Annotated in this window: 18 protein-coding genes and 1 pseudogene; 11 read left to right on the top strand and 8 right to left on the bottom strand. The window is 72.6% G+C overall.

Annotation, left to right across the window (positions count from 1 at the left end):
- Positions 1-2 precede the first annotated feature (2 nt).
- Together ACRRSS_RS10285 and ACRRSS_RS10280 are read left to right on the top strand one after the other, a co-directional pair.
- Positions 3-235: pseudogene (locus ACRRSS_RS10285) on the top strand (ABC transporter permease); the annotation flags it as partial.
- Positions 236-309: 74 nt separating this feature from the next.
- Positions 310-1,506, top strand: a complete 1,197-nt coding sequence (locus ACRRSS_RS10280; RefSeq protein ID WP_435970908.1) for a CaiB/BaiF CoA transferase family protein — start codon at positions 310-312, stop codon at positions 1,504-1,506.
- 169 nt (positions 1,507-1,675) lie between these two features.
- Here ACRRSS_RS10280 and ACRRSS_RS10275 read toward each other — a convergent pair whose 3' ends face one another.
- Positions 1,676-1,948 carry a hypothetical protein gene (locus ACRRSS_RS10275; protein ID WP_435970907.1) on the bottom strand — a complete coding sequence of 91 codons (273 nt, stop codon included), beginning with the start codon at positions 1,946-1,948 and terminating at the stop codon, positions 1,676-1,678.
- Between the two features lie 312 nt (positions 1,949-2,260).
- On the opposite strand from ACRRSS_RS10275, the gene ACRRSS_RS10270 reads away from it, so the two are divergent.
- Positions 2,261-3,463 carry a protein kinase domain-containing protein gene (locus ACRRSS_RS10270; protein WP_435970906.1) on the top strand — a complete coding sequence of 401 codons (1,203 nt, stop codon included), beginning with the start codon at positions 2,261-2,263 and terminating at the stop codon, positions 3,461-3,463.
- Here ACRRSS_RS10270 and ACRRSS_RS10265 read toward each other — a convergent pair.
- Positions 3,447-4,253: an SGNH/GDSL hydrolase family protein gene (locus ACRRSS_RS10265; protein WP_435970905.1), complete on the bottom strand. Its 807-nt coding sequence runs from the start codon at positions 4,251-4,253 to the stop codon at positions 3,447-3,449. The genes ACRRSS_RS10270 and ACRRSS_RS10265 overlap by 17 nt on opposite strands.
- A gap of 637 nt (positions 4,254-4,890) precedes the next feature.
- Here ACRRSS_RS10265 and ACRRSS_RS10260 point away from each other — a divergent pair.
- The 4 genes from ACRRSS_RS10260 (at position 4,891) to ACRRSS_RS10245 (ending at position 8,776) form a co-directional block, all read left to right on the top strand.
- A complete protein-coding gene (locus tag ACRRSS_RS10260; protein WP_435970904.1) occupies positions 4,891-5,721 on the top strand; it encodes a glycosyltransferase family 2 protein in 831 nt (276 codons plus the stop codon).
- Positions 5,718-6,767: a glycosyltransferase family 2 protein gene (locus tag ACRRSS_RS10255; protein ID WP_435970903.1), complete on the top strand. Its 1,050-nt coding sequence runs from the start codon at positions 5,718-5,720 to the stop codon at positions 6,765-6,767. Before ACRRSS_RS10260 ends, ACRRSS_RS10255 begins: the two co-directional genes overlap by 4 nt.
- 29 nt (positions 6,768-6,796) lie before the next feature.
- Positions 6,797-7,561 carry a polysaccharide deacetylase family protein gene (locus ACRRSS_RS10250; RefSeq protein WP_435975295.1) on the top strand — a complete coding sequence of 255 codons (765 nt, stop codon included), beginning with the start codon at positions 6,797-6,799 and terminating at the stop codon, positions 7,559-7,561.
- Positions 7,562-7,657: 96 nt separating this feature from the next.
- The gene (locus ACRRSS_RS10245; protein WP_435970902.1) at positions 7,658-8,776 is read left to right on the top strand and encodes a DUF5925 domain-containing protein; all 1,119 of its coding nucleotides are present in this window, start codon (positions 7,658-7,660) and stop codon (positions 8,774-8,776) included.
- Between the two features lie 23 nt (positions 8,777-8,799).
- On the opposite strand, the gene ACRRSS_RS10240 is transcribed toward ACRRSS_RS10245, so the two are convergent.
- Positions 8,800-9,174 carry a GntR family transcriptional regulator gene (locus tag ACRRSS_RS10240; protein WP_351900080.1) on the bottom strand — a complete coding sequence of 125 codons (375 nt, stop codon included), beginning with the start codon at positions 9,172-9,174 and terminating at the stop codon, positions 8,800-8,802.
- Between the two features lie 74 nt (positions 9,175-9,248).
- Between ACRRSS_RS10240 and ACRRSS_RS10235 the strand changes: the two genes are divergently transcribed.
- Positions 9,249-10,172 (top strand): GNAT family N-acetyltransferase, encoded by a 924-nt coding sequence (locus ACRRSS_RS10235; protein WP_435970901.1) that lies wholly within the window; start codon positions 9,249-9,251, stop codon positions 10,170-10,172.
- Positions 10,153-10,632 carry a DUF402 domain-containing protein gene (locus tag ACRRSS_RS10230; protein WP_435970900.1) on the top strand — a complete coding sequence of 160 codons (480 nt, stop codon included), beginning with the start codon at positions 10,153-10,155 and terminating at the stop codon, positions 10,630-10,632. The genes ACRRSS_RS10235 and ACRRSS_RS10230 overlap by 20 nt, the downstream gene beginning before the upstream one ends.
- Positions 10,633-10,760: 128 nt before the next feature.
- Here ACRRSS_RS10230 and ACRRSS_RS10225 read toward each other — a convergent pair whose 3' ends face one another.
- The 4 genes from ACRRSS_RS10225 to ACRRSS_RS10210 all read right to left on the bottom strand — a co-directional run bounded on the left by ACRRSS_RS10225 (position 10,761) and on the right by ACRRSS_RS10210 (position 14,414).
- Entirely contained in the window at positions 10,761-11,204 is a 444-nt protein-coding gene (locus tag ACRRSS_RS10225; RefSeq protein ID WP_435970899.1) for a DUF6299 family protein, read from the bottom strand.
- Positions 11,205-11,349: 145 nt separating this feature from the next.
- Complete coding sequence (locus ACRRSS_RS10220) at positions 11,350-12,840, bottom strand: tripartite tricarboxylate transporter permease (protein WP_435970898.1); 1,491 nt, start codon at positions 12,838-12,840, stop codon at positions 11,350-11,352.
- A gap of 3 nt (positions 12,841-12,843) precedes the next feature.
- Entirely contained in the window at positions 12,844-13,326 is a 483-nt protein-coding gene (locus ACRRSS_RS10215) for a tripartite tricarboxylate transporter TctB family protein (protein WP_435975294.1), read from the bottom strand.
- 104 nt (positions 13,327-13,430) lie between these two features.
- Positions 13,431-14,414, bottom strand: coding sequence for a Bug family tripartite tricarboxylate transporter substrate binding protein (locus tag ACRRSS_RS10210; protein WP_435970897.1), 984 nt, complete (start codon positions 14,412-14,414; stop codon positions 13,431-13,433).
- Positions 14,415-14,549: 135 nt separating this feature from the next.
- Here ACRRSS_RS10210 and ACRRSS_RS10205 point away from each other — a divergent pair, with 135 nt between their 5' ends.
- Both ACRRSS_RS10205 and ACRRSS_RS10200 read left to right on the top strand, forming a co-directional pair.
- Positions 14,550-15,218, top strand: coding sequence for a response regulator (locus ACRRSS_RS10205; protein ID WP_351900088.1), 669 nt, complete (start codon positions 14,550-14,552; stop codon positions 15,216-15,218).
- A 267-nt stretch (positions 15,219-15,485) separates the two neighbouring features.
- Positions 15,486-16,505, top strand: coding sequence for a lytic polysaccharide monooxygenase auxiliary activity family 9 protein (locus tag ACRRSS_RS10200; RefSeq protein ID WP_435970896.1), 1,020 nt, complete (start codon positions 15,486-15,488; stop codon positions 16,503-16,505).
- A gap of 3 nt (positions 16,506-16,508) precedes the next feature.
- On the opposite strand, the gene ACRRSS_RS10195 is transcribed toward ACRRSS_RS10200, so the two are convergent.
- Positions 16,509-17,378, bottom strand: coding sequence for an esterase/lipase family protein (locus ACRRSS_RS10195; RefSeq protein ID WP_435970895.1), 870 nt, complete (start codon positions 17,376-17,378; stop codon positions 16,509-16,511).
- Positions 17,379-17,554 lie beyond the last annotated feature (176 nt).

Below are 17,554 nucleotides of genomic sequence, written 5' to 3'. Positions count from 1 at the left end.
TGCTCCCCATCTCGGGGATCCCGCCGACGACATGCAGGGCCTTGCTGCGCACGGTCGCCGAGTGGAACCCGATCTCGGCGGTCACGACGGCGGTCCGCGTCCTCTTCGGCGACGCGCCCGTACCGGCGGACGCCGCCTGGCGGTGGCCCACCCGATCGCCGGGGCGCTCCTGTGGTCGCTCGGCCCGATCGCCGTCTTCGCCCCGCTCGCGGTCCGCCGCTACGGAAGGGGCTGAGGAGACGGTGAGGCGCCGAGGGTGACCCACACCCTGGTGACAAGGGCCGGTCCCGCAGGGTAGGCAGGGTCTCCATGAGCACTCAGCCACTCCCCCTCGAAGGGGTCACGGTCGTCGCCGTCGAGCAGGCCGTCGCCGCCCCCTTCGCCACCCGGCAACTCGCCGACCTCGGCGCCCGCGTCGTCAAGATCGAGCGGCCCGACGGCGGGGACTTCGCCCGGGGGTACGACACGGCCGCCCGGGGTCTCGCCTCCCACTTCGTGTGGTGCAACCGCGGCAAGGAGTCCGTGGCGGTCGACCTCAAGGACCCCCGGGGCCTGGCCCTGGTCCGTCGGATGGTGGCCGGCGCCGACGTCTTCGTGCAGAACCTGGCCCGGGGGGCGGCGGCCCGGCTCGGTCTCGACGCCGCCACCCTCTGCGCCGCGCACCCGTGGCTGATCGCGGTGGACGTCTCCGGGTACGGGGCGGAGGGGCCGTACGCGGAGAAGCGGGCGTACGACATGCTCGTCCAGTGCGAGGCGGGCCTCGTGTCGGTGACCGGCACGCCGGAGCGACCGGTGAAGTCCGGGATCCCGGCGGCGGACATCGCCGCCGGGATGTACGCGTTCTCGGGTGTCCTCGCGGCGCTCGTACGGCGCGGCACGACCGGCCGGGGCGGTCCGGTGGAGGTCTCCCTGCTCGACTCGCTCGCCGAGTGGATGGGGCACCCGTTGCATCACGGGATGCACGGGGGTACGCCCCCGGCGCGCACGGGGCTCGCGCACGCGGTCATCGCTCCGTACGACGCCTATCCGACGGCGGACGGGGGCCTGGTGCTGCTCTCCGTGCAGAACGACCGGGAGTGGCGGCGGCTCGCCGAGCAGGTCCTGGGCCGCCCGGAGCTGGCCGACGACCCGGCCTTCGCGACGAACACGGCACGGGTGGCGGGCCGCGCGGCCACGGACGCGGCGGTCGCGGCGGCGCTGGCCCCGCTGACGGCGCCGGAGGCACTGGCCAGGTTGGACGCGGCGGGCGTCGCCTGCGCCCGGCTCAACTCGGTCGCTGAGCTCGCGGACCATCCCCAGCTGACGGCCCGTGACCGCTGGCGGGAGGTGGGGTCACCGGTCGGGCCGCTGCGTTCGCTGCTGCCGCCGATCGTGTTCCCGGACGCGCCGGAGCCGCGCATGGACCGGATCCCGGCCCTCGGGCAGGACACGGACGAGGTCCTCGCCGAGCTCGGGGTGCCGGAGGCGGAGGTGAAGGAGTTGCGGAGTGCGGGTGTGATCGCCTGACGCCGGGGGCACGCATCGTGCCCCACCCCGGGCCTCGGGTCTGCCGGCGGGCACGACGAAACGCCGGACGGGCGGGGACACGTCCGGCGTTGTCGCGGTCGGAGTCGTACGGGCGACCGGGCGGAGGCGGGCGGGATCCTCGGGGTGCTCGGCCCGGTGCGCCCGACTCCTAGCGGCGCGTTCCGAAGAGGGAGCGGCGCAGGCGGCGGAGCGGGGCGAAGAGCGAGACCCGCGCGCTGCGGCTGCGGTGACCGTGCACCGGCGCCTCGTGCGTACGCGACGTCAGTTCCCGCATCAGCAGCGTCGCCTCGGCCACCTCGCGCTGGGGCAGGGCGGGACCGCCGAGCACCGCGAGATGGCGGTCGAGGCGCGTACTCGTCGCGCCGCTTCCGCAGGTGATGGCAGGCACTCGCGGCCTGCTGCGCATCGCTATCTGTTCCATGTCACTCCCCACCCGTACAAGAGCACCCGACCCAGGGCAGGTTAACCCTATCGCCCCGTCATGACACCCGTGTATCCCGCCGACGGGATTCGCGGCACTCGTACGGGGGTTGACGGTCACCGTCCGAATCCGTCTGATTCCAGGGCGAGTTGGACAGGATTCGAACACCTGCCGAACCGTCACGAACCATCCTGCCCTCCGGACCGCCACCCACGGCCACCCGGACCGGTGTGATCTCCACCACCAAGATCGTCCGAGCCGCCCCGCCGACGGACCGGAGCCGGGACGACACCCCTCGGCTACCGTGGATCCATGACGGTGATCGCGGGTCGGTACCGGCTTCTGGACGTCCTCGCCGAGGGGGCGACGGGCACCGTCTGGCGCGCCCTGGACGAGACGAGCCACCGTGAGGTGGCCCTCAAGGAGTTCCGGGCCCCGGCCGGACTCCTTCCGGACGAGGCGCCGCTGCTGTACGCGCGGCGCGAGCGCGAGGCGCGGGCGGCCGCCCGTCTCTCCCACCCGTCCGTGGTGCGGGTCCTCGGGGTGGCCACCGAGGACGGCCGGCCCTGGGTGGTGTCGGAGCTCGTACGGGGCCTCACCCTGGCCGAGACCCTGGAGGCGGCCGGCCCGCTGCCACCGCGCGAGGCCGCACGCGTAGGCGCCGAGGTCCTCGCCGGAGTGCGGGCCGCGCGGGAGGCGGGCGTCCCCCACCGGGGCGTGGAGCCCCGGCACGTCCTCCTCTCCAACGACGGAAGGATCGTCGTGACCGGCTTCGGCGCGGCTCCGGGCGACGACCCGGGGCCGGAGGGGGACCTGCGCGCAGTCGGCGCCCTGCTCGACGCGGCGGCTTCGGCGCTGCCCTCGGCGGACGGCCGGGCCGAAGCGCTCCGCGCCGTGATCGAGGAGCTGTCGGAGGGGGCGACGGAGAGGGCGCAGGAGGGGCCGGCGCGCGAGGGTACGACGGAAGGGCCGATGCGCGGAAGTGCGGCGGAAGGCCCGGCGCGCGAGGGCACGGCGGAAGGCCCGGTGCGCGGGAGTGCCGCGGAGGGCTCGTCCCGCGAGGGCGCGGAGTCCCCTTCTACGGCGGAGCGGGTCGAGCGGGAGCTCCGGCGGATCACGACGGGCGGGGCGCGTCCGCCGCGGCGGGAGTCCGCGTCGGTGGGCGGGGGACCGGCCCGAGGCAGGGACGACGGTGGTGGCGACCACGGGGCGGCCGGGAAGGGAGCGCCCGGGAGCGGTGCTCCCGCGGACGGAAGTTCGGCGCGCACGCCGCATGCGGCGCAGCCGCCCCTCGCGTCGCGGCGAACCCGCGTGACTCGGAGGCCGCGCCGGGGCCCCGTCCTCCTCGCCGGGTCGATCGGGGCCCTGCTGATCGCGGCGGCGTTGACGTACCACCTCGTGCGGGACGACGAACGAGGCGCCGGGCCCGGGCCGGGCGGTGTCACGAGCACCGCTCCGGCCGGCCCCGGCGCCACGGACGGCGCGGGCGGCGGTCCGGTCAGACCGCGTTCCTGAAGCTGGGCAGGTAGCCGCCGGACTGGCCGGCGGCCGTCGGGTGGTAGGACTCCCCGATGTTGAGCCAGTTGACGCTGTGCAGCCAGGCGGAGCCGGAGCAGATCTCGTGTCCGGTGAAGGCCGGGACGACGCTGGAGAAGGCGTAGCCGTGGTCGGCGGCCCGCTTGGCGACGGCCGCGTTGAGGTAGTCGGAGGCTCCGTTGATGGCGCTGCGCTCGGCCTCGCTCAGGCCGGCGACGCAGCCGCCGCCGAGCTGGTAGAAGCGCGGGTAGCCGAGGACGACGACGCGGGCGGACGGGGCCTTGTTCCTGATGGCGGTGTAGACGGAGTCGAGCTTGCCGGGGAGCGTCGTGTCCACGTAGCTCCTGGCCTGATTCACGCGGTTGATGCAGGTGGACTCGGACTGCAGCACACAGGTGGTCATGACGTCGGCGAAACCGGCGTCATTTCCCCCGATCGTGAGGGAGACCAGGTCGGTGGCGGCCGAGAGGGGGCCGAGCTGATTCGCGGTCACATCACCCGTTCGGGCGCCCGAGCAGGCGGTGAACGCGAACGAGGAGGGGGCGTTCGCGTTCTTCCACAGCACCGGGTACGCCTTCGTGGAGCGCTTGCAGTCGCCGCTGGCGCTGTCGTAGCTCCCGGCTCCGACACCGGAGGAGTACGAGTCTCCCAGGGCGACGTAGTCGACTGCGGCGGTCTCGGCGGCCTGGGCGGCGCCCACCCCGGTGAGGGCGAGGACGGCACCGAGGAGGAGCGAGGACGAAAGGGCGGTAAAACGGGACAGTCTCATGGAACCTCCCTGTAGCAGGATCTCTGCGCTACCAGGTAGTAGCATCGGATCCGCCGCACCGGAAGTGTTCATGTCAAAACTGGGGATGAACATCCCCCGATCCTCCGTCAGCGACCGTCGAGATTCGGCCACTACGGGAACCGGATGCTCCGGTCCCACTTGACGATCGAACGGGATCGCGACACATTCGCACAACAATGCACAGGAGTGTGATCCCGTATCAGTGCTTTCCGCACGCAAACGGATTGATCGAATCCGATCGGAACGGCTACGCATCTGAGCGGCGAAGCTTCGCCAAACTACGGAAAAGCGGGCCACCGATCCGGGACTTGCCATACAGTCCCATTCATCAATACCGTCGTACATCTCACCCGCATCGATCCATCACGCAAAGCGGCTCAGGGGAGGGCTCTAGCGTCGCTGATGGTTCCGGAGCGGGGCGCGGTAGGGGGGTGCCGTGCTCGGTGTTCGAACGTGCGCCGAGTCGCGGGTACCGCGCGGCCAGACATGCCAACTCGCCGATCTCGCAAGGAGATCGTTTCTGTGCGGGATGGCGAGAACCCCCCTTTCGAACCGGACACACCATCGGACCGCCCAAGGGGTGGGCGGCCCACCGGACGAGAGGGAAACAAGACCCATGAGCTCGTTCCTGCGCCCATCCATCACGGGCCCCGAAATGACCGAGCCGAGTCGAATAGCCGCCCAGTACCGGGCCATCACCTCACACCTGGCGATCACTCCGCCGGTCAGTGTGGTCATTCCGGCGATGAACGAGGCCGAAAATCTTCCGTACGTCTTCCAGACGCTACCGGAATGGATCCACGAAGTCGTCCTCGTGGACGGAAATTCCACCGACAACACGGTGGACGTCGCCCGTGAGCTCCGGCCGGACGTCAAGGTCGTCAAGCAGGTCGGCAAGGGCAAGGGCGACGCGCTGATCAGCGGCTTCGCCGCCTGCACCGGCGACATCATCGTCATGGTCGACGCGGACGGCTCGGCCGACGGCCAGGAGATCGTCTCCTACGTCTCCGCCCTCGTCGGCGGCGCCGACTTCGCCAAGGGCTCCCGATTCGCCAACGGCGGCGGCACGGACGACATGACGACCATTCGCAGACTGGGCAACTGGGCCCTCTGCTCGCTCGTCAACCGGAAGTTCGGCGCCCGGTACACCGACCTCTGCTACGGCTACAACGCCTTCTGGCGCCACTGCCTCGACAAGATCACCCTCGACTGCACCGGATTCGAGATCGAGACCCTGATCAACATCCGGGTCGTCAAGGCCGGTCTCAAGGTGCAGGAGGTGCCGAGCCACGAGTACAACCGCATTCACGGCGTCAGCAACCTCAACGCCGTCCGCGACGGCATCCGGGTCCTGAAGGTCATCCTCAAGGAGAAGTCCCTCGCCAAGGCGGCCCGCCGCCGGCCCGCCCCGTTCTCGGTCAACGTGCCCCGGGGAGAGGTGTCTTGAGCGACCGCACGTCCCCGCACGGCTTCTCGGTGGTGATCTGCGTCTACACGGAGGAGCGGTGGGAGGACATCCTCGCCGCCGTCGACTCCGTACGGAAGCAGTCGCTGCCGCCGCTGGAGACGCTGCTCGTGGTCGACCACAACGAGCGGCTCCTCTCCCGGCTCACCGAGGAGTACGCGGAACAGCGGCTCCACGAGGAGGTGCGGGTGCTCGCCAACGCGGGCCCCCGCGGCCTCTCCGCCGGCCGCAACACCGGAATCGCCGCCGCCCGCGGCGAGTTCGTGGCCTTCCTCGACGACGACGCCGTCGCCGAGCGGGACTGGCTCCACCACTTCGCCGCCGCCTACGACGACCCGCGCGTCATGGCCGTCGGCGGCCGGACCCTGCCCGCCTGGGCGTCCGGCCGCCGCCCGGCCTGGTTCCCCGAGGAGTTCGACTGGGTCGTCGGCTGTACGTACCGGGGCCTGCCCCCGGGCCGCGTCCCCGTGCGCAACGTGCTCGGCGGCAACGCCTCCTTCCGCCGTACGGCCTTCGACGCGGCGGGCGGCTTCGCCACCGGCATCGGGCGGGACGGCGACCGGCGGCCCCTCGGCGGCGAGGAGACCGAGCTGTGCATCCGGCTCTCCAAGGCGCTGCCCGAGGCGATCCTGCTCATCGACGACCGGGCCGTCATCCACCACAAGGTGCCCGCCGTCCGCGAGCGCTTCGGCTACTTCCGCACCCGGGTCTACGCCGAGGGGCTCTCCAAGGCGCTGGTCGCGCGGAGCGTCGGGGCGCAGAAGGGCCTGGAGTCCGAACGGCGCTACACGACACGGGTGCTGCCCGCCGGAGTCCTGCGCGGAGTGGGCGACGCGCTGCGCGGCCGCTCCGGCGGCGCGGGCCGGGCCGGGGCGATCGTCACCGGCGTGACGGTCGCGGCCGGCGGCTACGCGCTCGGCACGCTCCGGGCCCGCCGGAACGGCACGACGTTCTCCTGGGGCCCGATCGAACGGGACGGGAGCGGCACGCCCGCCACGCCCCACGCTTCCGAGGGAGCGGTCTCGTGAACGACGACACCACGGCCGTGCCGATCCTCATGTACCACGCCGTCGACCCCGACCCCGCGCCCGCGACCCTGGGGCTCTCCGTCACCCCCGAGGCCTTCGCCACGCAGATGGAGGTGGTCGCCGAGCGGGGGTTCACCCCGGTGACCACCGCCCGGCTCGCCCACGCCTGGCGCACCGGCGGCCGGCTGCCCGCGCGCCCGCTCCTCGTCACCTTCGACGACGGTTACGAGGGGGTGCACCGGTACGCGCTGCCGGTGCTCGCCAAGCACTCCTTCGCGAGCACCGTCTTCGTCTCCACCGGCTGGCTGCCCGGCCGACACGGGACGGGCGGCGCGCTCGACACCATGCTCGACTGGGGTCAGGTGCGTGAACTCGCCGACGCGGGAACCGAGATCGGCGGCCACAGCCACACCCACCCGCAGCTCGACCAGCTCGACGCGCGGACGCTCCGTTTCGAGGCGCTGCGCTGCCGGGAGATCGTGGCCGAGGAGCTGGGCACCGCCCCGGTCTCCTTCGCGTACCCCTACGGCTACTCCAGCCGCCGGGTCCGCCGTACCGTCCGGGAGGCGGGGTTCGCGCAGGCGCTCGCCGTCGGCAACGCGCTGGCCAGGCGCCGCCAGGGGCCGTACGCCCTGGAGCGGGTGACCGTGCGCCGGTCCACCGGCGTCGAGGAGTTCACCCGGCTCGTGGAGGGCCGGGCGATCGCGCGGAACTTCGCGGCGGACCGGGCGATGACGAAGGGGTACGCCCTCGCGCGACGCGCCCGGGGCGCGGTGCGGGGCCACTGGATCTGAGGCCCCCGGTCCGGCCCCGCTCCGGCTCCGGGGCGCGGCCGGCCGCGGAATCGTCCCGTTCAAAACCCGGTGCACGGAATGCCCGGTTGCCGGATCATGTGCGCCATGGCTGACACCTCACCGGTACCGTCCGAGCCGCAGCGGTCGCTGCCGATCCGGCTCAACCTCGACGACAGCGACTCGCCCTCGGACGTCGTCGACGCGCTGTTCCTCGGCCGCTTCGCGACGGGGGAACAGCCCCACGCGCACAGCACCACCCTGGACCGGGTCAGGCCCGAGGCGACGCTGCTCCCGGCGGGGGCCCGGGTGCTGCGGGCCGCGAAGGACGACGACCGCAGCGCCCTGCTCGCCGAGGGCGAGGGGTGGACGCTGCTGATCTCCCGCTGGAACCGGGGCGCCGACGTCACCGTCACGGCCGCCGACGCGGAGCTCGCCGAGCGCGTCCTGAAGGAGGCGACGGACGGGGCGAAGGACGAGCCGGAGCCCCAGCCCGAGAACGTGACGATGGGGTTCTGGTACGTGTCGCCCCGGCGCGGCCCGCACCGGACGACGCGGCAGATCAGCGCCGGGACGTGGGAGGAGGTCCGGCCCAACTACTCGGCGCCGGTGGCCGAGTCCATGGACCGGCTGATGAAGGTGACGCCCGACTCGATCGCCGGCCGTCTCCTGCTGCTGCACGGCCCGCCGGGGACGGGAAAGACGTCCGCGCTGCGGACCCTCGCGCGGTCCTGGCGGGAGTGGTGCCAGGTGGACTGCGTGCTCGACCCGGAGCGGCTCTTCAACGACGTCGGCTATCTGATGGACATCGCCATCGGCGAGGACGAGGGCACGGCGAAGGGGCGCTGGCGGCTGCTGCTCCTGGAGGACTGCGACGAACTGATCCGGGGCGAGGCCAAGCACACGGCGGGTCAGGCCCTGTCGCGGCTGCTCAACCTGACGGACGGTCTGCTCGGCCAGGGGCGCAACGTCCTGGTCGGGGTCACCACCAACGAGGATTTGGAGCGGCTCCATCCGGCCGTCGTCCGGCCGGGCCGCTGCCTGGCCCGGATCGAGGTCGGGCCGCTGACCAGGGCCGAGTCCGTGGCGTGGCTCGGGCGCGAGGAGGACGTGCCGCGCGAGGGCGCGACGCTGGCGGAGCTGTTCGCCCTGCGCCGCGGCACGCCCCCGGCGGAGCTCCCGGAACCCCGCACGGCGGGGGCGGGCCTCTATCTGTAGCTGTCCTTCCGCTTCCCGGTGTGTCAGTCGTCGTAGGCGGCGCGCAGGGCCTCGGTGAGCGCCGCCTCGGCCGCCTCGCGGCTGAGGCCGAGGCGGCGGGCCTCCTCGGCGAACTGGGCGGCGGCGGTGGCGGCCCGGCGGGTCGCCGCGTCCCCGGCGGCGGCGACGAAGGTCCCGTGACGCCCGCGCGTCTCGATGACCCCGTCCGCCTCCAGTGCCTTGTACGCCTTGGCGACCGTGTTCGCGGCGAGGCCCAGCTGCTCCGCGAGTCCTCGTACCGTCGGCAGCTTGTACCCGACCGGCAGTCGGCCCGACCGGGCCCGCTCCGAGATCTGGGCACGCAGCTGTTCGTACGGAGCGGTGGTGGATGCGTGGTCCACGGCGATGGTGAGTGTCACCCCGCCGATTCTGCCCCCACCCCACCGGAAATTGGGAGGCGGCGGTACGCCTCCGGCCCGTAGCGTGCGCGCACATGACTGTGATCGTCCGTGATGTACGGGCCGAGGACGCCGAGGGTTTCGCCCGGGTGCGCCGGGCCGCGCTCCCCTTCATGCTCGCCACCGCCGAGCAGTGCGCTTTCGACTGGGCGCACGCCCACCCCGACAGCTTTGAGCGTCCGCTCGTCGCGGTGACCGAGGACGGCGGGGTGATCGGGACCGCCCAGGTGCGGATCGCCCATGACGCACCGGAGCCCGGCATCGGCTCCGTCAACGTGTACACGGACCCCGCCTTTCCGGGACGGGGTGCCGGGACGCTGCTGCTCCGTGCCGCCGAGGAGCATCTCGCCCGGCACGGCGCGCGGACCCTGTACAGCTGGGTCCTGGACGCTCCGGAGAACCTCGCCTGGGCCGGGCGGCGCGGGTACTCCCCCAGCCGTTCCGCGTACTTCCTCCGGCTCGACCTGGCCGCGGCCGAGCTGCCGCCGCTCCAGGCGCCGCCGGCCGGTGTCGAGCTGCGCACCGCCGAGGACTTCGCCGCCGACCCGCGGCCGCTCTTCGAGCTGGACGCGGTGACGACGGCCGACGAGCCGGGCGACGTGGGGGCGGAGCTGGACGACTACGCGCACTGGCGGGCGACCACGTGGGAGCACCCCCTCTTCGACCGGGCGCTGACGACGGTCGCGGTGGTGGACGGCGTTCCGGCGGCGTTCAGCGCGGCGCAGACGGACGGTCTGGGCCGGTACAACTCGGGGATGACGGGCACCGCGCCCGGCTTCCGGGGCCGCGGGCTCGCCAAGCTCGCCAAGAACACCTCGCTGCACCGGGCCCGGGCGGCGGGCTGCACGGAGGCGTTCACCGGGAACGACACGGGCAACGGTCCGATGCTGGCGATCAACACGTGGTTCGGTTACGAGGTCACGGCGCGGGAGGTGCGGCATGTCCGGACGATCGGTTGAGGTCACCCTGACGAAGGCGGGCCGGACGAAGATCCGCTACCCGGCGCGGGTGCTCGCGGAGGACGGCGCCCGGCTCTCGGTCCGCGCCCCGTGGGCGGCGGAGGGGGTACGGGACTTCGGCTTCGTGCGGTTCGAGCCGGGGGACGTGTTCGTGGAGCACTTCTGGAGCGACCGCTGGTTCACGGTCAAGGAGGTGTGGTCCGGTGACGGTGACCTCAAGGGCTGGTACTGCGACATCACCCGGCCGGCCGTGATCGGGGGCTCCGGAGTGGTGGTCGAGGACCTGGACCTGGACCTGTGGGTGTCGGCGGACGGCAGCGAGGTGCTGCGGCTCGACGAGGACGAGTTCGCGGCGAGCGGGCTCGCCGCCTCCGATCCGGAGGCGGCGGCGTGTGCCGTCGGCGCCCTCGACGAGCTGGAGCGGCTCGGCCGTGAGGGCCTGATCGATCTGCTGCGCTAGCGCGGTGCCCTGCCCGGTCCCTCGGGGCCGGGCCCGTGCGCCGGCGCCCGGGACGGCGGGCGCGTGCTCGCGGCCGGGGCCGTGTGCCGCGCGGACGGCGGGCGCCTCGTCGGGGCCGGACCCGTGCGTCAGCGCAGGACGACGGGCGAGTCCTCGGTGGCGAGGAGGCCGGGTGTCGGCAGGCCCGTCTCGTCGGACGTGAGCTGCATGAGGGTGGCGCGCACGCTGGCCGCGCCGGGCCGGTAGGCGGGGTCCTTCACCACGGAGGTGTTGACCCACTCGTGGAGGTGCCCGTCGCAGACGGCCTGGGTGCCGCCGATCCCGGCGGAGCGGTCCCCCTGGACGAGGGTGGAGCTGACGAAGACGGGCCCCGCGCTGTCGTCGAGGCAGCGGTACATGCCGGAGAGGGTGACCGTGCTGTCGTCGCCGACGGTTCCGTATCCGTAGACGGAGAGGTCGCCGGTGGAGCGGCCCTCGCGGGTGAGGCCGTCGGCCCCTCCCGCGTGGGCGAGAGGGGCGACGGCGGAGGCGGCCAGCAGGACGCCTGTGGCGAGGACGAGTCGGACACGCATGAGCGGGGTCCCTTCGGGGTGGGGGGATGGTGGTGCTGCCCGCCAGGGATACCGGATCACGCCGCCTACTGGCCGAAACTCACCCCATTGGGGGCGATTCGGCGGACCGCCGCGCATACCGTCGTACGGTCCGCCCACGGCTCCCTCACCCGTCCGCGCGACGGGCGACCACCTTCCTGAGCAGGGGCCAGGCCAGCAGGACCACGACGACCGCGTACACGGTGACCGAGAACGGGGTGTTCACGAGGCCGGTCACGGAGCCGTCGCTGATCTGCAGGGCGCGGCGCAGCTGCTGTTCGGCGGCCGGGCCGAGGATGACCCCGATGACGGCCGGGAGCACCGGCAGCCCGTACCGCCGCATGCCGAGCCCGATCACTCCGACGACCAGCAGGATGACCAGGTCGATCGCCTCGCCGCCCACCGCGTACGCGCCGACGGCGGCGAAGAAGAGGATGCCGGCGTAGAGGTACGGGCGCGGAATGCGCAGCAGCTTCGCCCAGACGGGCGCGAGCGGCAGGTTGAGCGCGAGCAGCAGCACCATGCCGACGAACAGCGAGGCGATCAGCCCCCACACCAGCTCGGGCTCCCGCTCGAAGAGCAGCGGGCCGGGCTGGATGCCGTACTGCTGGAACGCGGCGAGCATCACGGCGGCGACGGCCGTCGTGGGCAGGCCCAGGGTCAGCATGGAGACGAGCGTCCCGGCCGCCGAGGCCGAGGCCGCCGACTCGGGTCCCGCCACGCCCTCGATGGCGCCCTTGCCGAACTGGTCCTTGTGCTTCGAGAGACGCTTCTCCGTCACGTACGAGAGGAACGTGGGGATCTCCGCGCCGCCGGCCGGGATCGCGCCGAACGGGAAGCCGATGAAGGGGCCGCGCAGCCAGGACTTCCAGGTCCGCCGCACATCCTCACTGCCCAGCCAGGGGCGCCCGACCGGAAGGGCCTCCCCCGACGTGCGGCGCAGGTGCGCGGCGACCCACAGGGCCTCGCCGATGGCGAAGAGACCGACGGCGACGATGACGACGTCGACGCCGTCGGCGAGCTGGAGCGAACCGAAGGTGAGGCGCTGCTGTCCGGTCATCTGGTCGAGGCCGACCAGGCCGATCGTGAGGCCGATGAGCAGCGAGGCGAGGCCCCGGACGCGGGAGGAGCCGAGGACCGAGGTCACCGCGATGAAGGCGAGGACCATGAGGGCCAGGTAGTCGGGGGCGCCGATGTCGACGGCGAGCGCGGCGACCGTCGGGGCGAGGACGACGAGCAGGATCGTGCCGATCATGCCGCCGGCGAAGTGGCCGACGGCGGCGGCGGCGAGCGCCTGTGCGCCGCGGCCCGCCTTCGCCATCGGATTGCCCTCGATGGCGGCGACGACGGCCGCGCTCTCCCCGGGGGTGTTGAGGAGGATCGAGGTGGTGGAGCCGCCGAACATGGCGCCGTAGTAGATGCCGGCGAACATGATGAACGCGCCGGTCGGCTCCAGGCCGTAGGTCACGGGGAGCAGCAGGGCCACGGCCATGGCGGGGCCGATGCCGGGCAGGACGCCGATGGCGGTGCCGAGGAGCACGCCGACGGCGGCCCACAGCAGGTTCATCGGGGTGAGGGCGGTCCCGAAGCCGTCGATGAGGGAGTTCAGGGAATCCATGGGTCAGACCACTCCCATCAGCGGACCGCCGGGCAGCGGGACGCCGAGCAGCTTGTCGAAGACGACGTAGGTGAGGAGCGAGAGGCCGGCCGCGATCAGCGGGTCGCGGTGGAGGTGGCGGCTGCCGAGCGCGTGGGCCGCGCCCCAGAAGAGGAGCGCTCCGGCGACGGGGAAGCCGACGGGTCCGATGAGGACGGCGAAGGCGAGGAAGACCCCGGCGAGGAGCAGGACCGTGCGCCAGTCGGCGGGCTCGGCCAGGTCGATGTCCTCACCGCCCTCGGCCTCGCCGCGGCCGCCGCGCAGGACGTCGACGGAGAGGAGGACGGCGACGACGAGCAGGCCGCAGCCGACGACGAGGGGGACGGTGGCGGGGCCGACGGGGCCGCGGCCCGCGAGGTCGGCGTCGAGGGTGAGGGCGTCGGTGAGCACGAGGACGCCGAGGACGAACAGCAGGACGCCGACGCCGAGTTCGGACCGCTCGCGCAGCCAGCCGGCGAGTCCGGCGCTCTTCGGGGGCGCGCTCTCCGGGCCTTGGCTCTCCGGGCCCTCGTTCTCCGGGCCCTCGTTCTCCGAGGTCACGCTCTTCGTGTTCACAGGCCGAGCTCCTTGAGGACGGAGCCGACGCGCCGCTCCTGCTCGGTGAGGAAGGTGCCGAACTCCTCACCGGGCAGGAAGGCGTCGTTCCAGCCGTGGGTCTTCAGCGACTCGCGCCACTGCGGGGAGTCGTGCACTTCGGTGACCAGGGCGACGAGCTTGTCACGCTCGGCGTCGGAGAGGCCGGGCGGGGCGACGATGCCGCGCCAGTTGGTGAACTCGGTGTCGAGGCCCGCCTCGCGGAGGGTGGGGGCGTCGAGCCCGGGCACCCGCTTCGGGCCGGTGACGGCGAGGAGCCGCAGTTCGCCCGCCTTGATCTGGTCGAGGTACTCGCCGACGCCGGAGACGCCGAAGGCGACCTTGTCGCCGAGGATGGAGGCGAGGAGCTCGCCGCCGCCGTCGAAGGGGACGTAGTTGACGTCCTTGGGGGCGATCCCCGCGGCCTGGGCCATCAGCATCGGGGCGAGGTGATCGGGACCGCCGGGCGAGGAGCCGCCGCCGACGGGCAGTCTGCCGGGGTTCTTCCTCCAGGCGGTGAGCAGCTGCTCGATGGTCCGGTACGGGGAGTCCTTGCCGACCACGACGATGTCCTGCTCCTCGGTGAGCCGGGCGATCGGGGTGGTGTCGGCGAGGGTCCTGGGGGTCTCGTTGGTGTGGACGGCGCCGACGACGCCGAGGCCCATGGACATGGCGAGGCGGCCGTTGCCGCGTTCGCCGACGAGCCGGGTGAGGCCGACGGTGCCGCCCGCGCCGGGCAGGTTGAAGACCTCGATGCCGTCGGTGAGGCCCGCCTCCTCGGCGTTCTTCGCCGCGGTGCGGGCGGTGATGTCGTATCCGCCGCCGGGGGTGTTGGGGACCATGAATCGCAGGCCGGGTATCCGGGTGCCGGTGTCGGAGCCGCTGCCGGGACTGAGCAGCGGCGGGCCCACCAGCACGAGGAGAGCGGCCCCGAGGAGGGCGAAGGGGGTGCGCGACCGCACGTGTGCCGCCTCTCAGCTGTAGGGGAAAAGGGGATGTGAGGTGGCCCACATGTTGCCCGCGCGTTAAGAAGCTGTCTCTCTTCCGCAACCAACGGACGTTGTGGTCGTTGTGGTCGGGACCTAGCGTGGGTCGGCGTGACGAACGTGCTGGTGGTGGACGACGACTTCATGGTCGCCAAGCTGCACTGCCGCTATGTGTCGGCGGTGGCGGGCTTCACGGTGTCCGGGGTCGCGCACAGCGGCGCCGAGGCGCTGCGCGCGGCGGAGCGGCTCCGGCCCGACCTGGTGCTGCTCGACGTGTTCCTGCCCGACATGGACGGCATCCGGGTGCTGCGGGAGCTGCGCGCGGCGGGCCTGGGCATGGACGCGCTCTTCATCACGGCGGCACGGGACGTGGGCACGATCCGCGAGGCGCTGCGGGCGGGGGCGCTGCACTATCTGATCAAGCCGTTCAGCCAGGCGGCGCTGCACGAACAGCTCCGCCACGTGGCCTCGCTGCGCAGCCGCCTGGACGAACTGGACGAGGCGCGCCAGGAGGACGTCGACCAGATCTTCGGCACCCGTCCGCGTGGCTCGCGGGAACTCCCGAAGGGCCTGGCCGCGCACACGGCCGACCTGGTCGACTCGGTCCTCCGCGCCCACCCGGAGGGCCTCTCGGCCACGGAGTGCGCGGAGGCGGGCTCCCTGTCCCGGGTCAGCGCCCGCCGCTACCTGGAGTACTTCGCGGAGACGGGCCGCGCGGAGATCACCCTGCGGTACGGGGGGACGGGCCGCCCGGAGAGACGCTACCGACGACTGGGCTGACGCCTGTCGTCGCCTGTGGACCCGGAGTATCCGAGTATCCGAGTATCCGAGTATCCGTGCAGGCCCGGACACCGCAGAGGGAACCGGCCAACCCGGGGGCGCTCCATGGGGCGGGGCGGTCGCCGGTCCCTGAGGCGCTGCTTAGGGGTTCCTTAAAGCGGCCCTAAGGATCGCCGTATCCGGCTCTCCGGAGGCTTTTTCGCGGGTGCGGTCGGCTAGCTTCCGTGGCAACCCCCCACACCACCCTCGTGAAGGAGCTCTCCCCCCATGACCTCTCGCCGTATCCTCGCCACCGCCACCGGCACCGCGGTGCTGGCCCTCTCCGGGGTCGTCTCCGCGCCCGCTTTCGCGCACGGGTCGATGACCGATCCGGTGAGCCGGGTGTCGGCCTGTTACGCGGAGGGGCCCGAGGCGCCGCGGTCGGCGGCGTGCAAGGCGGCGGTGGCGGCCAGTGGGGCTCAGGCGTTCTACGACTGGAACGCGGTGAACATCGCCAACGCCGCCGGGAAGCACCGGGACCTGATCCCGGACGGCGAGCTGTGCAGCGCGGGCAACGACAAGTACCGGGGGCTCGACCTCGCGCGGGCCGACTGGCCGGCGAGCAGCCTGAAGTCAGGTGCGCACACCTTCCGTTACAAGGGGACCGCGCCGCACCGCGGTTCGTTCGAGCTGTACGTGACGAAGGACGGGTACGACCCGTCGAAGCCGCTGAAGTGGTCCGACCTGGAGGCGAAGCCGTTCGCGACGGTGACCGATCCGCGGATGGAGAGCGGCGACTACGTCTTCCAGGGCACGGTGCCGAAGAAGTCCGGGCGCCACCTGATCTACTCGATCTGGCAGCGCTCCGACTCGCCCGAGGCCTTCTACACCTGCTCGGACGTGGTGTTCGGGCAGGACAACGGCGGTACGGCTCCGGCGCCGACCGCCTCCGCGCCGAGCGACGAGCAGATCGAGGAGGGCCAGGACGAGTCCTCGGTCGAGCACGGCGGCCACGGTGACGGTGACGCGGCCACCGGCGCCGGGGAGACCGCGGCGGCTCCCGAGTCGAACGAGGGCTCGGGCGAGGGCTCGGGCGGGCAGACCGCGTCGGCCGCGCCGGAGGCCGAAGGGACCTCCGCCGCGCCCAACGCGCCCGCTCCCGCCGCCGGTTCCGACTCCGGTGAGGTGCTCGCCGAGACCGGTGGCGACGCCACGACCCCGTACCTCGCGGTCGGTGGCGCCGCCGTGCTCGCGCTCGGTGCGGCCGTGCTCTTCGGGTCGACGCGCCGGCGCCGTACCCAGCGCTAGGGACTAGCCGATCACCGAGAGGCAGGTGGTCGGGGTGGCGCGGGCCGGGTCGAGGGCGTTGGCGACCTCGTGGAAGGTGACCCGGTCCACCGTCCCGATCGCCACGTGCTCGGACAGGTCGAGCGCGCACTTGTCCTGGATGAGGACGTTGGTGACGTTCGGGCCGGTCAGGAACTGCGAGCGGTACGGGGTGACCACCTCGTCGTACTGGGTCGCGATCACGTGGTAGCGGACCCCGGGGACGGTGTCGCCGCCCTCGTTGAGCCTGGTGAGGAAGGGCGAGCCGGCGATCTGGTCGGCGAGGCCCGGGGTGGTGGCCTTGATCAGGCCCTCGGCGCCGGGGAAGTGCGGCAGGAGCTTGGTGAGGCCGAGCAGGGTGGTGCCGTGGTTGTCGGGGGCGATCCCGACGAGCGCGTTCACCTTCTCGGCACCACCGAGGAACTTGAGGTACCAGCGGGGCATCATGCCGCCCTGCGAGTGTCCGACCAGGTCGACCTCGGGGGCTCCGGTGGCGGCGAGGACCCGGTCGACGTACGTGTCGAGCTGTCCGGCGGACGCGGCGATGGGCCCGAGACCGTGGAAGAACGGCACGTTCGGCAACTGGCCGTAGTCGAGCGAGAAGACGCAGTATCCGCGGTTGACCAGGTACGGCGCGAGGACGAGCCAGTTGTCGACGGAGTTCCCGAGGGTTCCGTGGACGAGGACGACGGGGCGCGGGTGCGCGGCGGAGGGCTTGCAGGAGAAGTCGTTCCAGCCGCGGCTGACGGTGGCGGTCTCGGCCCGGGCCGAGGCGGCGGTCGTCGGGGCGAGGAGGGCGACGGCGGTGAGAAGCAGGACGGACAGCGCTCTGACGGCGTTCTTCCAGGGCAGCATCGGGCGATCTCCTTGCGGCTCAAGGGGATGGTGGGGGTGCTGTGCCCTGCGGTCCGGACCACAAGTGGGGATGCGCGGTGGGGATGCGCTTCAGCCAAGCTACGCACGGGTAGCCTTGGCTGGGAAGTTACGCGTCGGTAAAAAGTGCTGTGTCGTCACCAGAGCCTGATACGGGG

The organism is Streptomyces sp. Qhu_M48, assembly GCF_051305195.1.
In the GTDB taxonomy this organism is placed as follows: domain Bacteria; phylum Actinomycetota; class Actinomycetes; order Streptomycetales; family Streptomycetaceae; genus Streptomyces.
Note: the sequence above shows the minus strand (reverse complement) of the source record. Positions and strands in the feature narration are given on the sequence as shown.

What these genes read in the sequence shown, in the direction of transcription:
- ACRRSS_RS10280 (WP_435970908.1), top strand. Translation starts at nt 310, where the DNA reads ATGAGCACTCAGCCACTCCCCCTCGAAGGGGTCACGGTCGTCGCCGTC.
- ACRRSS_RS10275 (WP_435970907.1), bottom strand. Translation starts at nt 1,948, where the DNA reads ATGGAACAGATAGCGATGCGCAGCAGGCCGCGAGTGCCTGCCATCACC.
- ACRRSS_RS10270 (WP_435970906.1), top strand. Translation starts at nt 2,261, where the DNA reads ATGACGGTGATCGCGGGTCGGTACCGGCTTCTGGACGTCCTCGCCGAG.
- ACRRSS_RS10265 (WP_435970905.1), bottom strand. Translation starts at nt 4,253, where the DNA reads ATGAGACTGTCCCGTTTTACCGCCCTTTCGTCCTCGCTCCTCCTCGGT.
- ACRRSS_RS10260 (WP_435970904.1), top strand. Translation starts at nt 4,891, where the DNA reads ATGAGCTCGTTCCTGCGCCCATCCATCACGGGCCCCGAAATGACCGAG.
- ACRRSS_RS10250 (WP_435975295.1), top strand. Translation starts at nt 6,797, where the DNA reads ATGTACCACGCCGTCGACCCCGACCCCGCGCCCGCGACCCTGGGGCTC.
- ACRRSS_RS10245 (WP_435970902.1), top strand. Translation starts at nt 7,658, where the DNA reads ATGTGCGCCATGGCTGACACCTCACCGGTACCGTCCGAGCCGCAGCGG.
- ACRRSS_RS10235 (WP_435970901.1), top strand. Translation starts at nt 9,249, where the DNA reads ATGACTGTGATCGTCCGTGATGTACGGGCCGAGGACGCCGAGGGTTTC.
- ACRRSS_RS10230 (WP_435970900.1), top strand. Translation starts at nt 10,153, where the DNA reads ATGTCCGGACGATCGGTTGAGGTCACCCTGACGAAGGCGGGCCGGACG.
- ACRRSS_RS10225 (WP_435970899.1), bottom strand. Translation starts at nt 11,204, where the DNA reads ATGCGTGTCCGACTCGTCCTCGCCACAGGCGTCCTGCTGGCCGCCTCC.
- ACRRSS_RS10220 (WP_435970898.1), bottom strand. Translation starts at nt 12,840, where the DNA reads ATGGATTCCCTGAACTCCCTCATCGACGGCTTCGGGACCGCCCTCACC.
- ACRRSS_RS10200 (WP_435970896.1), top strand. Translation starts at nt 15,486, where the DNA reads ATGACCTCTCGCCGTATCCTCGCCACCGCCACCGGCACCGCGGTGCTG.
- ACRRSS_RS10195 (WP_435970895.1), bottom strand. Translation starts at nt 17,378, where the DNA reads ATGCTGCCCTGGAAGAACGCCGTCAGAGCGCTGTCCGTCCTGCTTCTC.